At 62.6% G+C, this 14,948-nt stretch carries 7 protein-coding genes; 1 reads left to right on the top strand and 6 read right to left on the bottom strand.

What is annotated here, in order from left to right; genetic code table 11:
* The first annotated feature begins 9 nt into the window (after positions 1-9).
* Entirely contained in the window at positions 10-3,681 is a 3,672-nt protein-coding gene (locus tag ACG2LG_RS06625) for a hypothetical protein (RefSeq protein WP_396257444.1), read from the top strand.
* A gap of 445 nt (positions 3,682-4,126) precedes the next feature.
* Here ACG2LG_RS06625 and ACG2LG_RS06630 read toward each other — a convergent pair whose 3' ends face one another.
* From ACG2LG_RS06630 to ACG2LG_RS06655, 6 genes are all read right to left on the bottom strand, one after another.
* Positions 4,127-6,280 carry a polyribonucleotide nucleotidyltransferase gene (locus ACG2LG_RS06630; RefSeq protein WP_396257445.1) on the bottom strand — a complete coding sequence of 718 codons (2,154 nt, stop codon included), beginning with the start codon at positions 6,278-6,280 and terminating at the stop codon, positions 4,127-4,129.
* Positions 6,281-6,453: 173 nt separating this feature from the next.
* Positions 6,454-6,711, bottom strand: coding sequence for a 30S ribosomal protein S15 (gene rpsO, locus ACG2LG_RS06635; RefSeq protein ID WP_396257447.1), 258 nt, complete (start codon positions 6,709-6,711; stop codon positions 6,454-6,456).
* 99 nt (positions 6,712-6,810) lie between these two features.
* Positions 6,811-8,031, bottom strand: coding sequence for a 1-acyl-sn-glycerol-3-phosphate acyltransferase (locus tag ACG2LG_RS06640; protein ID WP_396257449.1), 1,221 nt, complete (start codon positions 8,029-8,031; stop codon positions 6,811-6,813).
* A gap of 75 nt (positions 8,032-8,106) precedes the next feature.
* Positions 8,107-8,334 (bottom strand): SsrA-binding protein, encoded by a 228-nt coding sequence (locus tag ACG2LG_RS06645; protein ID WP_396257451.1) that lies wholly within the window; start codon positions 8,332-8,334, stop codon positions 8,107-8,109.
* 349 nt (positions 8,335-8,683) lie between these two features.
* Positions 8,684-9,580 carry a hypothetical protein gene (locus ACG2LG_RS06650; protein ID WP_396257453.1) on the bottom strand — a complete coding sequence of 299 codons (897 nt, stop codon included), beginning with the start codon at positions 9,578-9,580 and terminating at the stop codon, positions 8,684-8,686.
* A gap of 14 nt (positions 9,581-9,594) precedes the next feature.
* On the bottom strand, positions 9,595-14,868 hold the full coding sequence (locus tag ACG2LG_RS06655) for a hypothetical protein (protein ID WP_396257455.1): 5,274 nt from the start codon (positions 14,866-14,868) through the stop codon (positions 9,595-9,597).
* Positions 14,869-14,948 lie beyond the last annotated feature (80 nt).

The following is a 14,948-nucleotide window of genomic DNA, read 5'->3' on the forward strand; positions in this document are numbered from 1 at the left end:
ATCACTGCCATGAAACTCCCGCTCATCCTGATGGCGACCGCCCTCCCCGCGGCGGCCATCAACCCTCGCCACACCTACACGACGCCCGCCGAACTCCAGGGATTCGGCGATTTCAACGCCGACAGTCGGCTCGACGTGGTCGTCATCGACCGCCCGACGGGGCTCCACCGCGTCGGCCTCGGCCAGCCCGACGGCTCGCTGATCTGGCAGGCGCCGAAACCCACCGGCTGCCCCGACGCCGAAGCGCTCGCGGTCGGCCCGGTCGTCTCGGCCACCAGCGACCAGATCGTCGTCACCGGCAAGTCCGCCAACCAGCTCTTCATCATCGACCCTTCCGCACCCTACGTTCGCCCGTGGGTCCACACTCCCCAAGGCATCGGCCCGGCCGCCGTCGCCGCGGTCGATCTCAGCCTTCCCGGCAACGACCCCACCCTGCTCGACCTCGTCACCGCCACGCACTGGAACTCCGCCCCCAACACCCACCAGCGCCAGCTCGTCCAGTCGCTTTCGAGCGGCCCCGTCGATGCTGGCACCATCAACACCGGCTCGCCGCTGGCCGACCTCGCCCGCGTCCAACTCGACACCGCCGGACCCGAACACTTCGCCGCCGTCCTCCGCGGCGGCACCGACCAGTTGCGCCTGATCGACGCCACCGACCCCTTGCTTCCGTTGCTCGGCTCCCTGCCGGGCCTCTCCCTCGGCAGCGATTTCGTCCACGCCCCATTCCTTGGCAGCGCGCTGTCGCAGTTCGTCCTCTTCACCCCGGGCACCGAGGACATCCTCTACTCGCCGTGGAGCGGCACCGCCCTCGCCAGTCCCGTTTCGAAGAACACCGGACCCGACCCGGTGTTCGTCGTCAACCTGATCGACGACGGCACGCACCTCGGCATCGCCGTGATCTACAATGACGGCTCCCACGCCGGACTCTTCCACTTCGACGCTTCGGGAAACCTCATCCCCGACGGCGCCATCCACCCGCCCGCCGGCGAAACGCTCAACGGCATCCTGTGCCACACCCCGGGGCACTTCGCCGCCCTGTCCGGCCCGCCGGGCACCGGTTCTACCACCACCACGCCCTACTCGCACGACGGCTCCGACTGGGTCGCCGGCACCCCCGAATCGCTCGACCCGCTCGACACCGTGAGCACCCGCGCCAACGTCTTCGTCTATGACAAGGAGCCGCTGGTCAACGACGACGCCAGACTTGTCGAGACCTTCCAGGTCCCCGACTGGAGCAGCACCTTCACGCTGACCCTTTCCGGCGGCGGTGGTCCGGCGGGCATGGCACTCACCGTGGAAACCTTCGACGGCGAAGCCAGCGGACTCGACAACCCCGCGACCACCAGCGTCCCAGGCCTGCCGCCGGCCGGGCTTTCATCGAAGGCCCTCATCAACCAGAACCAGCCCGAGGTCGCCGTCTCGTCGACCTCCGGCACGCTCGGCATCGTGCCCATCCAGATCTCCATCGACCCCCCAGCCGGCACCTACACCCGCTACGTTGCCCCCGAACTCGTCGTTCCCGACCCGACCGGCATCGACGCCTTCTACCGCACCAGCCTTGCCGATCCCTGGACCACCTACACCTTCGGCACCGCCATCACGCCGCCCGGCGACACCCTCGAACCCTTCACCGTCTGGTTCTACGCCGAGGACAGTAGTTCCGGCAGGCGCTCGCCGGTTCACCAGGCCGACTACGCCTTCACCGGGGAACCGGGCGAACTCGACTCCGATGGCGACGGCGTGCCCGACTTCGTCGAAATCCAGAAGGGCCTCGATCCGCTCGCCGGTCCCGACTCCGACGAAGACGGCCTCACGGACCTCGAAGAACTGCTCTACGGATCGGACCCTGCCAACGACGCCGAAACCGCGACCTACGGCGGCGACGTGCTCGACCTCCCGCCGTCCCGAACCAACGACGAGGATGGCGACGGCCATTCCGACTTCGCCGAGTGGACCGCCGGATCGAATCCCTTCGACGCCGGTGACACGCCCGCCGCCGACGCGCTGGCCGAGTACGGCAACACCTTCGATCTTAACGTCCTCCCCCTTTCCCACTCGGGCAGCCCCGGCGATCCACCGGACCGCAAGTCCTTCGCCATCGGCGACCCGACCTTCTCCCCCACGGACGTCCGCGCCCACGACCTCGGCGCCCGCCTGCTCGCCACTGCCCCGACCGGCAATCACGGCGGCGGCACACTCGCCGACCCCCATGCCCGCCTGACATCGCTGCCGGCAACCGGTCGCGACGAATTTGTCATCGTTTCCACCCCGGCGACCTTCGACTGTGAGAATCCGGACGACAGCCCGGGCACCGGCCGCGAACTCATCGGACTCGTCCCCATTCCTTCCCTCGACGCCGGACCCGTCCCCTTCACCGGCAGCGCCAGCTCCACAGCCGCCGACTGGATCAGCGCCGCTCAGGCCCACTACGCCTCACTGCCCCGCGCGACCATCGACCAAACGCTCGATCTCCACGACACCCTTGCCTACCTGCTGTGGGAACGCCTCGCCGGCGAACTCCTCACCGACCGCGGCCTACTCACCGGTCCGCTGCCGCTCGGTCTCGCAACCTTCCGTGACACGGTCGAGGACGAGTCCCAGACCGCCACCGCCGACGATCTGCTGCAGCTCCAATCCTACGTCGATGCCGGCGATCCGGGCATCCTTCTGCAACAGCTCGCCGCCGCGATCACGGCGGAAATCGACAGTCCGACCAGCGTCACCACCAGCGCCCTCAAACAACTCGCGAACCAGATCTATCAGCTCTCCGCCGCCCAAGCCGACGAGGATCGCGGCCTGTTCCCCTCGCCTTTCGAAACCCTTCGCGACATCGTCCGCCACCTGCCCACCGATCCCGGCGATCTCGACGGACTCATTCCCCTTCCCGGAGACGATCCGACGACTCCGATCAGCTACGCCGGTGGCCACACCCTCGGCACCGCCGGCATCGTCCGCGCCGAACAGGCACTCATCCACCTGCTCACGCTCGTCCCCGGGCGCCCGACCGCGACCTACAGCGCCGAGGTTACCGCCACCAGCTTCGCCACCCCGGTGCCGGTCCTTGAAGACAGCACCAGCGGCGCCGGGCTGCGGCTCTTCGACGCCGACGGCGACCCCTTCGTGTTCCCGCAGTCGCTCGACCTGCCCGCCGGCACGACACTGGAGGTTCTCGCCTTCACCGACCGCACCGACCTGCCCGCCGGCGACGGCACCGCCCTGGAAACCATCAGCGCCACCATCACCGGCTTCCCCGAGGGCACGCCCGGCGACCTGAACCAGAATGCCATCGACGACGAATACGAGGACTACTTCTTCGGCGGCCCGGTGGATCCCTTTGGCGACGAGGACGGCGATGGCTACATCAACCTCCAGGAAGCCCTCGACGGCACCCATCCCGCCGACGCCGCCAGCACGCCCGGCGGCACCCCGCTGCCCGACGCCCCGCCGCCGGTCGAGGTCGCCGTCAGCGGGGGCGACCTCGTCTTCACGCTCGAGTTCCCCAGCGAATACGGTGATCGGATCCACTTCCTCCTGCAGGGCTCCGGCACCAGCCTCTCGGCCGCCTTCATCGAAAGCACCGATGCGGCCACCGACTCCGGGTCGAATGAATACACCCTCAGCATCCCGAAGCCGTCCGAGACCCGCAGCTTCTACCGTTTCCGTCTCGGCCTGCGCCCGTAGCTGCGGCGACCCACCACGGGTCTGGCAGCTATCCGGACCGCAGGCTTGAAATCCACGGCACGCCCTCCGAAGCTCCGCCCATGAAGTCCTGCCTCGGCATGCTGATTGCCATCGTCCTGCTGGTCGCCGTCCTCGGCACGCTGGGCGGCATCTACTACCTCAGCACCACCGCCGAATTCTCGCGGGTGGAAGCACCCTGAGGCAGCTCAGTTCTGTTCGTAGTTCCCCCTTCAGGGGGTCTTCGGTCCGTTCGCTTTGAGCGGGCGCAAACGTTCAATTTTGTGGTCGGGATACGCCGGGCTGAAAGACCTCCTAAAGGAGGAACTACCTACGCCAATGGCGTGCCAGTTGGGGTTGCCGTTTCCGTGAGAGGTGCCGACCTTTCCGAAGGAAGAAAAAAGGCCGCCACCCCTTGCGGAGTGACGGCCTTGAAACGGGATAGGGATCAGTCTTCCGAAGATTCCGCATCATCGGATCCTTCGGACTGTTCGGCCTTCTGGTCGCGGAGGTAGGAGCGGCGGCTCATCTTCACGCGGCCCTTCTCGTCGACGCCGATGCACTTGGCGGTGACGATGTCGCCCTTCTTGAGCACGTCCTCGACCTTCTCGGTGCGGCCTTCCTGCAGCTCCGAGATGTGGATGAGGCCGTCCTTGCCGGGCAGCACTTCCATGAAGGCGCCGAAGTTGGTGACCGAAACCACCGGGCCGGTGTAAACTGTGCCGACCTCGATCTCCGCGAAAATGCGGTCGATGAGTTCCTTGGCGCGCTGCAGGCCCTCCTCCTTGGAGGCGTAGATGTGCACGGTGCCGTCATCCTCGATGTTGATGTCGGCGCCGGACTCGGCCTGGATGCCCTTGATGTTCTTGCCGCCGGGCCCGATCAGTTCGCCGATGCGGTCGGCCGGAATCTTGACCGACACGATGCGCGGGGCATTCGGGCTGAGTTCCTGCGGACCGGGGATCACCTCGTTCATCTTGGCGATGACCTTGGTGCGGCCGTCCTTGGCGATGCGCACGCCCTCCTCGAGGATGGACAGCGGAAGACCGGGCAGCTTGAGGTCGAGCTGGAAGCCCGTCACGCCCGCGTCGGTGCCGCAGAGCTTGAAGTCCATGTCGCCGTAGAAGTCCTCGGAGCCGATGATGTCGAGCAGCACCTTGTGCGCCTTCAGCGTCCCGTCCTCGTTCCACTCGGTCACCAGACCGGCGGAAATGCCGCCAACGGGTGCCTTGAGCGGCACGCCCGCTGCCAGCAGCGCCATGCTGCCGGCACAGACGGTGGCCATCGAGGTCGAGCCGTTGGACTCCATGACCTCCGAGGAGATCCGCATCGCGTACGGGAACTCGTCCTCGTCGGGAATCACCGGTGCGATGGAACGCTCGGCGAGCGCACCGTGACCGATTTCGCGGCGGTTCATGCCGCCCATGCGTCCGGTCTCACCCACCGAGAACGGAGGGAAGTTGTAGTGGAGGATGAAGCGCTTGCTGTCCTCGCCACCGGCATAGTTGTCGAAGAACTGCTTCTCGTCGGCCGGAGCCAGCGTGCAGATGCCCATCGCCTGGGTTTCGCCGCGGGCGAAGATCGCCGAACCGTGAACGCGGGGCAGCGAGTTGGCTTCGGCAAAGAGCGGACGGAGATCGCCGACCTGGCGACCGTCGGCGCGCACGCCCTTCTCCATGATCGAAAGGCGGAAGGCCTTCTTCTGAATGTATTCGAAGACCTGCTCGATCTCGAAGTCGGTCGTCTCGGGATACTTCTCCTTGATCGCGGCTTCCACCTCGTCGCGGAGGGCGCCGACCTTCTTGCCGCGCTCGACCTTCGACGCCGCGTAGATCGCATCCTCGATGCGGTCGCCGGCGACGGCGTAACCCACTTCGAGAAGCTCGTCCTTGGCGACGGTCACCTCGTATTCACGCTTCGGCTTGCCGGCGAGCTTCACCAGCTCCTCCTGGGCTTCGACCAGCTTGGTCACGCTCTCCTGGGCGAAGTGCAGCGCCTTGATGAAATCATCCTCGGGCAGCTCGTCGGCGGCGCCTTCGATCATGATGACGTCCTGCTTGTTGCCGACGTAAACGAGGTCGAGATCGCTCTCCTCGCGCTCATCGAAGGTGGGGTTGATGACGAACTCGCCATTGACCCGGCCCACGCGCACGGCGCCGATGGGGCCGGCAAAGGGAATGTCGGAAACCGCGAGGGCGGCGGAAGCACCGTTCATGGCGACGATGTCCGAGTCGTTGATCTGGTCCGCCGAAAGCAGCAGGGCGACGATCTGGGTGTCGTAAAGGTAGCCCTTCGGGAAGAGCGGCCGCAGCGGGCGGTCGGTCATCCGGCAGGTGAGGATTTCCTTCTCGGTGGGGCGGCCTTCGCGCTTGAAGTAGCCTCCCGGGAACTGGCCGGCGGCCGATGCTTTCTCCTTATACTCAACGGAGAGCGGGAACCAGGTCTGGCCCTCGCGGATCTTGGTCTGCGAAACCGCCGTGCAGAGAACCACGGTCTCGCCGCAGGTCACGACGACAGCGCCGTCCGCCAGTTTGGCGAGCTTGCCGGTTTCGAAGGTAATGGGGTTCGAGCCGACCTGGCCCGTAACGGTATGGATGTTCATGATGTTGTTTGCTGTCTTGCATTGCCCCGCCGGCACGGCAGGGACTTGGTGGGTTTCGGACAGTCCCTCGAAGAAAATGACTAGGAGGTCTTTCCCGGGGAACCCGCAGAGGCGGGAGCACCGTTTCAAGCGAAACGGCCACGGGGATTTCCCGTGGCCGTTCCGTAGAAAGTTTAGCGACGAAGGCCGAGGCCCTTGATCAGCTTCTGGTAGCGCTCCTCGGAATGCGCCTTGATGTAGTCGAGGAGCTTGCGGCGCTGGGCCACGAGCTTGAGGAGTCCGCGGCGCGAGGAGTTGTCCTTCTTGTGCGTCGCGAGGTGAGCCGTCAGGTGGACGATTCGCTTGGTCAGCACGGCGACCTGATAGTCGGCGCTGCCGGTGTCGGTTTCGTGGACCTTGTAATCGGCCGGATTGATGGTGCTTTCGCTCATTGTGGTGGTTTGATTCGGTCCAGCCACCTTGGCCGGTCCGCCCTTGCTCGGGACGGCGGAGAAAAGCGGGTTTCGCCCGATTTGCAAGGACAGAATGACTTAAACAGGTGTTTCAGGCCCGCCCGGGGATGACTGGATCAGGGCCGTGAGTCGCTTTTCGAGCAGCGCCGTGAGCCGGGTCGGGCCTCCCTTCTTCGGCAAATCCCCGGCTGCGATCATCGCCGTGACGTCAATCGGCTTTCCGGCCCGCACCAAGCCACGACGGGCGACGGGATAGGCGGGAAATCCGAAAAGATCCTCCTCTAGCTTCATGATGGTCTCGGCGTGACGGTCGAGCGTGGGCTCCGCGAGGAGGTAATCGCCGATGTAGCTGTGGGCCTGCAGCGCGGTGAACACCCGGTCGAGGTCGTCGAGCAGCATCTCCCGTTCCGCCTGCGCCGGCGGGTCGTCCTCATCGAGGAGGCGGCGTCGCAGCCGATAGCGCATCGCGCGGACCCGTTCCGGCGGATTGCTTGCCTTCGGATCCGAGCCCATCCGCTCCTCGACCTGCCCCAGCAGGCGCTCGCAGAGGCTCGTCAATCGCTCCTGGAGCTCTCCACGACCGGCCTCGCCGAGGTATTCCACTTCCTTCAGCGCCATGATGCCGGTGCCGAGACGGATGATGCGCTCGCGGACGGGCATCGACGGCTTCGGCGTCCATCCGATCCGGTCCTCCAGCCGGTCGAGCCGGCCACTGAAGGTCGCCTCGACCGCCGGATCGTGATGAAACCTCATGCCGACCGGCACCAGCCACGCGGTCCGCCCCTCCGGCAATCTTGCCGCCGCCTTCATCAGGATCGACGCCACCCCCTCGTGCAGCGGGTCGAGACGCTCGTGGTGGTGGTAGATTTCCCCCTCGGGATAGATCACCATCGGCACACCGTCGCCGAGAAGGGTGATCGCCGTCTTGATCGCGGCCAGGTCCGGCCCGTCGCGATCCACCGAGAAGATCCCCATCGACTGCAGCGCCCAGGTCCGGATCGCCTTCTCTTCAAAGATCTCGCGCGCCGCCATGAAATGGAGCCGCATGCCGTGCCTCCGGCCGACCTCCATCATCAGGTGCGGGTCGGCATGATCGGCGTGATTCGGTGCCAGCAGGACGGCATCCCCCGCCGCCACCTTCGCGGCAAGGCCGCTGAAACCCTGCTCCTCGATTTCCGCAATCCGGTACTTCCGCTCGAGGAGGGAGCGCCGGTTCAACCACAGGGCGAAGGGCCGGAACCAGGCTTTCGGCAACGGCGGGCGGAAGGTGTAGGGCAGGTCGTTGCGAAGGCGGCGCATGGGGGTTTTTAGCGGTCCGCACTCCGCGTCGGAAGCTCTGAATCCGAAGGCGCGGCCGACATGGAAGACCGTGCCCTACTGCCGGTTGAACCGCGCCACCTCGCGCTGGGCCTCGCGGAGTTCGACCTTCTTCTTCAGGTCGTGGCGTTGGTCGCGGTGGCTCTTGCCCTTGCCAACGCCGATCTCGACCTTCACCCGGCGGTTCTTCCAGTACATCCGCTGGCACGGGAGGGTCGATCCCTTGGACTTGAGTTCTTTTCGCCCGAAATCCGCCCGTTTCGCCCGGCCCAGAACCCGCGACAACCATTGATATTTCAACGATTTCTCCTGCTACGACGACTGCATGCCTGGCGTTTTGTCTCGCGGTCCGAGATAATCGCTCAGGGTGTATCCAAAGAGACTGTTTTCCTTTCCGCTCCCAATCCGTTCCCAATCCGCCCCCCTGCGCCCGGCCCAAGACCCGCGAAAACCATTGATATCTCAAAGATTTTTCCGCCTACCGTCACTGCATGCCTGGCATATTGTATATTGTGTGTATTGTGTGAAAGAGAGGCCCGGTCTGATCCGGTTCGAACTTCCCATGGTGGCGTCATCGGAGGCCTCGGTGTCAAGCGCCGGCGGCAGACAGCCCACAAGCGATGGAGCCCGGAAGTCACTCCTCGGCCTTCGACCATGCTCCGCTTGCGATGTGCCGCTGGCGTTGGATGAGGAAATGATCACCATTGTGCACGCCTTTGGACTCCTCCGTCAGGAGTTCCAGGAACCGTCCATGGTCATCGCCGTTCCACTTCTCGCCCTCACGCAGGATCATCTCATGATCCAGCGCGAGTCTGGCATGGAAGGAGAGCTTGTCGGAGAACCGATGCTCCCGGGCAAAATCGGCGAGCAAGGTGCCGTCCAATTTCGCGAGGAAGTGAACCGAACTGATCGCCACCAGCGGGTTGCGACTGAAAATCCCCTGACGAACCCGCATTCTCAGATCCTCAGGGTCCTTGATCAGGGTCAGCGACCGTACGTATTCGCCCCACTGCTTCTGACGCCCGAGGATCTCAGGAAAACGGACGCCATACACCCTCATCCTGGGTTGCTCCAAAAGGAGATAGAAGCAGGAGAATTTCGGGAAGTTGTACGGGTTGAAATTCCGGTTTGAGGGATCGAAATCCTCGCGGGGAATCACCGTGAGCACGATCTCGGCACCGACAGGCAACTCATCTTTCATGGCAAAGCCTCTAAACGATACATCCGTGTGAGTAAGTCTTGCCGGATTTCCAGGAAAATAGGGCGGAGGCGTCAATCGAAACACCCGCCCTTTCAGGTGTCGATCACCAGAATAGACCTCTTCAACAACTCCCTGCCCATTATGCACCATCAGGGATGTTCGTCCGAGTCTTCGAGCAACCGCTTCTTCCACCGAAAGAGGTTCAACACTCAGCACTTTAATCAGAACTAGGTTCTCATCGAACTTAGGGAAACCACCGTCTTCTTCTGCAGCACGACCGATGAGGAAGGTCGCCGCCACAAAAAAAACCACGAGATTCTCGATTTTCATAACACTAGCTGCTTCTATTCGTCAGTCCAATCTTCATGGGCTGCATTGCCGCCGGGCAACAAATCCGGATACTCCTTAGCGATAAGGTGCTCTCCAACCGCCTCCTTCACAAGCTCCAATCTTTGACCAACTCGAACACCAAACATTGTCAGTGCATATCCACCAAACAACTCTTCCGGAATCCGCCCATCGATAGACGCGTTCGGAGGTTGTAGGTCGCCATCAATAATCCGGCCAAAATTTGTGTATCGCCACGACTGAGTTTGATCAGCCAGAATGAAGAACCGAGAGTCAGCTGCCGGCATGCCCGAGTCGGTACAAGTTGCCAGTGCAAGATCGGATTTGAGTTCCAATCGGAAATTGGTTGGCTTGTTTCCATTTATTTCGAACTGATCAGAGAGCATTATCCCCGGCCTATCTCCGCCATACGGGATCTTTCCTCGTCTAAAGGCATAGTGAAACGCTATCGTATTTGGGCCAATGCGCTCGTTGATCTCGCTCTGATGGTAAGATTTCCTCAAATGAATCGATGAACCAGGAGGTGGGTCGCACATCTCATCCTCCAGCCACGGAAGCCTATCTGGAGGGAGGTAGCTATCCACATGCCAATCCATTCCCTCCAACGAGGAGACTCGCTGGCGATCTGGGTAAATTGCCCTCTTCGAAATCCACTTTGAGCGTTGAACAAACCCAAACCGAACTCTATCCACGCCTCGGTTCGAAATCCCTGCACGGACTGGACCTTGAAGCTGCTTGACTTCGATCCAAGCTCGCAGTGCTGGCCACGTGTTTGCACTCGTCATCACGGCAGGCTCGTTGCCGGACGGTTGTGATCCAAGAGTGTCTGTATCCCACATATTACCCAAGACACCTTCACTAGCCAACACGTTTTTTGGTCGAAGCTCGTTTTCGCCATCACCCTGAGTGGCAGGGAGATCAATCGAAACGATATCCACTTCCCGACCCCATGACAATCCCTCGATTGGCGAGTAAGCGACACATCCGTTCATGCCCATGCCTAGTGGATCGGAGTCCCAGAATACATTACTAACAGAGCTCGGATTTTCAGGCTCTCCAAACACACCGTGGTACACCTTGTCCCATCTCCCGCCGATGTTCTGAACCCCAGAAGCCGAGTACTCATAATTCGTGCTCGCTACAACCGATGTTGGGCCTTCAATATCAAAGATGCTTACCTTCACCTCTGCCTCGGCCTCGATAATTCCACCAGTTGCATCCTGAATTTCAAAAACTATGTTGAGTTTGGATTCACCCACTTGAACGCCTTCCACGTAGATCGTAACGACCTCTGAAAGATTTATGCCGTCTGCGGGAGTCCCTTCTTCACCGAGGCCCACCACGCGACCAGTTCGGTTGGAGGATCGCCAGAGCCGAATGTTGTCGGGAATATCAAATGCAGCGCTGATTGCAGAGAAGTTGAGGCCAAATTCCCCATCGATTCTGATTGGCAAGAGATCGGTTTCCGCGACCTCACCATTGGGTCCGGTGATTGGCCGCCAATCGCCGTCCAGGCCAACATCATCCTTATCAGGGGTTCCCGAATAGTCATCATCATCGCTGTTCAAAAGGACGGCAATCCCTTTCTGCATGACCACATCCGGTGACACACAATCGTCAAAATCAAATTGGTTCTTGTCATCGCTCCAACTAACTTTGGGGATCTTCAATCCCACCGGATGAGCCAGGATCGTTCTGGACGCCCCGGAACCGCCTTGGTCTGAGACCAAGAGAAACGAGCCCTTGCTGTTGCTATCCACAACCGTAAGAGCCTCGGCGCCCTCTCCCCCAAGGCCCGAGCACCACTCTGACGGCGCGATCAGCTTCCCATTGCACCAAAGCCAGTTGTCCCGCGTCACAGCCGTTCCGTTTGCGGCGAATCGGACGATTCCGTGCTGGGACAACTTCTCAGCCATCCTCATTGAGGAGGATGAACTTTGTCCGTCTGTCGAAGTTACAAGTACAGACGAATCCCCACCGTCTTGGGTGGCACAAATGATGGCGGGACCATCGGGAAGAGTCTCTATTGCCAGGGTTGAGTAATCACCCATCAGGCTGCCCGGAAGGCTGACAACCTCTCCGGAGCTGCTCCATGCGGACGGGCGCCGTGGCGAGACAGGATCATGCAGATCGGCGATCGTGTTGAGGACGACCCAGCCGCTCTGACTTACATCGAAAGTCTGACGATCATCGGTCGGTGCAGGATGCCACTGGTCCGGCACCTCATACTTCACTGATTGCGGATTGCCCGGGGTGAAGGCGAGGAGTTCGGAGAATGAGTCCCCTCCCATTCCCTGTTGCCAATACACCCATTCGGTATCGACACAGAACTGGCGACCGCTTTCATCGACACCACGTGGCGCGATTCCGAACGGATCGGAATAGGGAGTCTCCGAGAAGATACCGAGGAAGCCCGGACTCTGGTTTGCCGGCCAGCCAATGCTAATATTCCATGGAGGAGCTCCGTAGGGTCCCTCACACTGGCCCTCGCCCAATAGATCTCCAGACGAATTGAAGTGTGCCCATGACGAGTGAGTGAAGGTGTACTGCTCGCCAAGGAAGTCATACTCAATTGGTTCTACTGGTCCGCATTCGATCCACGCTCCCGCCGACCATTTGCCGTTCTCGAAGAGCACCTCACCAAGATCGTTGACCTCCAGTCCGACGCCCAAAGCGGAGGGATGCTCAATCTCAAGGAGGACGTACGCCGCTGCTGTCGCAGGCGGCCAGGTGACGTCGGGATCGGCGGGGTCGGAGTCATCATCGTTTGTGACGCCGTCTCCGTCGTGATCTTCGGGTGTGGCGTCCGGCAGTGGTTGCACGCCGGCCTGGTACGCCTCCAGATTCGTCAGGGGACCGCCTTGGAACAGACCGGCGGCGTTGTCGGCGAGCGGATCGAGACCAAAGAACGCCGCCCAGCCGTCGGGGATGCCGTCGCCTGAGGTGTCGGGATTTGTCGGATCGGTGCCGAGGGCGAACTCTTCGGCGGCGGACAACCCGTCGCCATCCGCGTCGTATGAGTTGGCCAGTCCGTAACGCAGCCGGAAGAACCCGCTCGGGCTTGGCAGACCGCCAAGCCACTGGTCGATATCGACCACCAGTTCGTGATTGGTGCCGATGAAGCCGTATGGGAAGACCTGCCAGTTTGCCAAGTCAGTAGAAACCTCGACCGTATACCAGAAGTCACTCCGGCCAAACCACTGAAGTTTGTTCGTGTATCTGAAGTCGTCGGGATCAAATTTCTCATGCTTGAGCGCCGCCACTCTTCCGACATCGTGCTCGTCCTTGTTCGACATCCCGTCGTTGTCAAAATCGCCGGTCGGTGCCTTGCTGGTTCCCAGTTCCAGCGACAGCGGCGAGAACCCGTGCCAGTTCTCGTAGCCGTCCTCCATCCCGTCGCCATCGGTGTCGGGATTAAGCGGATCCGTCAGGTAAGTGTCGATTTCAGCGCCGTTGCTCAGCCCGTCGCCATCGGCATCAAGGAGCGGATCCAGCTCAATCTCGAAGCTCCAAGGAGCCGACATCGCCTGCACGCCGTCGTGGTCGGTGACCACGGCCACCGCATTCCCCGCTCCGGCAGGCAGCTCCCCGACCGCCAGCTGCCAGGGCGAACTGGTCGCCGAGCCGGCAAACTCTCCATTCACATGGAAATCGACCCGCGCGATGTGCGCCACGCCGAAGGGACCGCTGTGCGAAGGAGACGCCGCGAGGACCATCCCACCCGGCTCGACCGGTTCCACCACCATGCCTGTAAGGGTAACCGAGGGCGCACCCTCGTCGATGATGTTCTCCGTCTGGGCATCCGGGAGCTTGATGCCCCACCAGCTGCTGTACGACCCGTTGCCGAGCTGGCCCTGGTCATTGCGGCCCCACACCCAGATGACGCCATCCGAATCAATCGCGGCGCTCGCACCCTGGATGCCGACGCCGCCTGCGGCGACCCGCACGATATTCTGAAGGTAGCCCGTGCCTGCCGCGTCCTTCACCCGGGCGGCCGCGCCGCGCAGCGTGTTGGTATTGTCGCCCAGTTGTCCGTAAATATTCGACCCCCACGCCCAGACCTCGCCGTTGGCATCCAGGGCGAGCGCATGCACCCCGCCACAGGCCACCTGCACGATGTTCTCAAGCGGGAGTCCATCATCCGCCCGGATGACCTTGGCGGGATCGGTCACCGTGCCAGAAGAGGTCGATCCTTGCCCCAATCGACCGTTCGTCTGCCGTCCGCAGGTCCACACGGTGCCCTGCAGGTCCGGATCGGTCGGGTGCCACCGGACCACCGCCGAGTAGTATTCGCCAGCCTCGATGGACCAGGCATCGGTCAGCGGCGTGGTCGCATCCAGCATCATCGGGACCGCGCGCGACCGCGACACCAGATCACCCTGCCCGAGCTGTCCCTGGTTGTTGTAGCCCCAAGTCCAGACCTCGCCGGTCCCACCAGACTCCTCAAGCTGATTCGGACTCCGGGCGATCGCATGGTAGTCCCCGCCCGCGACTTCACGAATCCCCCCGAGTGCCGGATAGCCCGGCGACTCGGAAAGTTCGACCCGCATCGCGTAGGTCTGCGAGCCGGTGGTGACACCTCTCCCGGTTTGTCCGTATTGGTTCCATCCCCACGACCACAGATCACCATTGGAACCGACGGCGTACGAGCCTTGAATGCCACCGGCCACGTCCACCACATCCCGCAAGGGCGCACCGGGACCCGTGAGCACCTGGTCTGGAACGTAGGCATGCTGGGTGGCTCCGTTGCCCACTGCGCCATAACTGTTCTGGCCCGCGACCCAGACGTCGCCCGCGTCGTCGATAAGCAGGGAATGGGTGAAACCGGCGGCAAGTTCGCGTCCATTGTCGAAGTTCGACGCTCCATCCGGTGCCAGGACGCGAAGCGGCAAGACTTTCCGCACGAGCGAGCCGTAGCCGTTCCCCAACCGCCCGTGTTGCTGATACCCCCAAGACCAGGCCCGTCCCCCCACACTGAGGGCGAGACCATGCTTGTCGCCGAGTGCCACCGATCCGGTGATCCGGTAATCGCCCGTGGTGACATCGCTGGCCTCGGACCCAGACCATGCGCGAGCCTTCACCATGGCGGTCCGGGCGACCGTAAGCGTCTCCCCCGCCCCAACCAAGGGGTCGAAAGTGTCTGGATCCCGTCCGTCGAGCGTGTAGCGAATCACCACCCCTGACTCCGGCGAATCGACCAGCACCTCAAGGCCTGTCGGCGAATCCGCCACCAGCGGCGTGAGAATCGGGGCCTCCACGGCCCAGAGCATGCTCCCAAAAGCTCCCAAGCTCCACGAAATCAACCCCGCTGCAACCCGCTGCAACCCGCTGCAACCCGCTGAAACGCTTC

Origin of the sequence: Haloferula sp. A504 (assembly GCF_044385805.1) — a bacterium.
In the GTDB taxonomy this organism is placed as follows: domain Bacteria; phylum Verrucomicrobiota; class Verrucomicrobiia; order Verrucomicrobiales; family Akkermansiaceae; genus Haloferula.

Bases quoted from the DNA above. Each gene is read 5' to 3' on its own strand.
- ACG2LG_RS06625 (WP_396257444.1), top strand. From the start codon at position 10: ATGAAACTCCCGCTCATCCTGATGGCGACCGCCCTCCCCGCGGCGGCC.
- rpsO (WP_396257447.1), bottom strand. From the start codon at position 6,711: ATGAGCGAAAGCACCATCAATCCGGCCGATTACAAGGTCCACGAAACC.
- ACG2LG_RS06640 (WP_396257449.1), bottom strand. From the start codon at position 8,031: ATGCGCCGCCTTCGCAACGACCTGCCCTACACCTTCCGCCCGCCGTTG.
- ACG2LG_RS06650 (WP_396257453.1), bottom strand. From the start codon at position 9,580: ATGAAAATCGAGAATCTCGTGGTTTTTTTTGTGGCGGCGACCTTCCTC.
- ACG2LG_RS06655 (WP_396257455.1), bottom strand. From the start codon at position 14,868: ATGCTCTGGGCCGTGGAGGCCCCGATTCTCACGCCGCTGGTGGCGGAT.
- ACG2LG_RS06630 (WP_396257445.1), bottom strand. From the start codon at position 6,280: ATGAACATCCATACCGTTACGGGCCAGGTCGGCTCGAACCCCATTACC.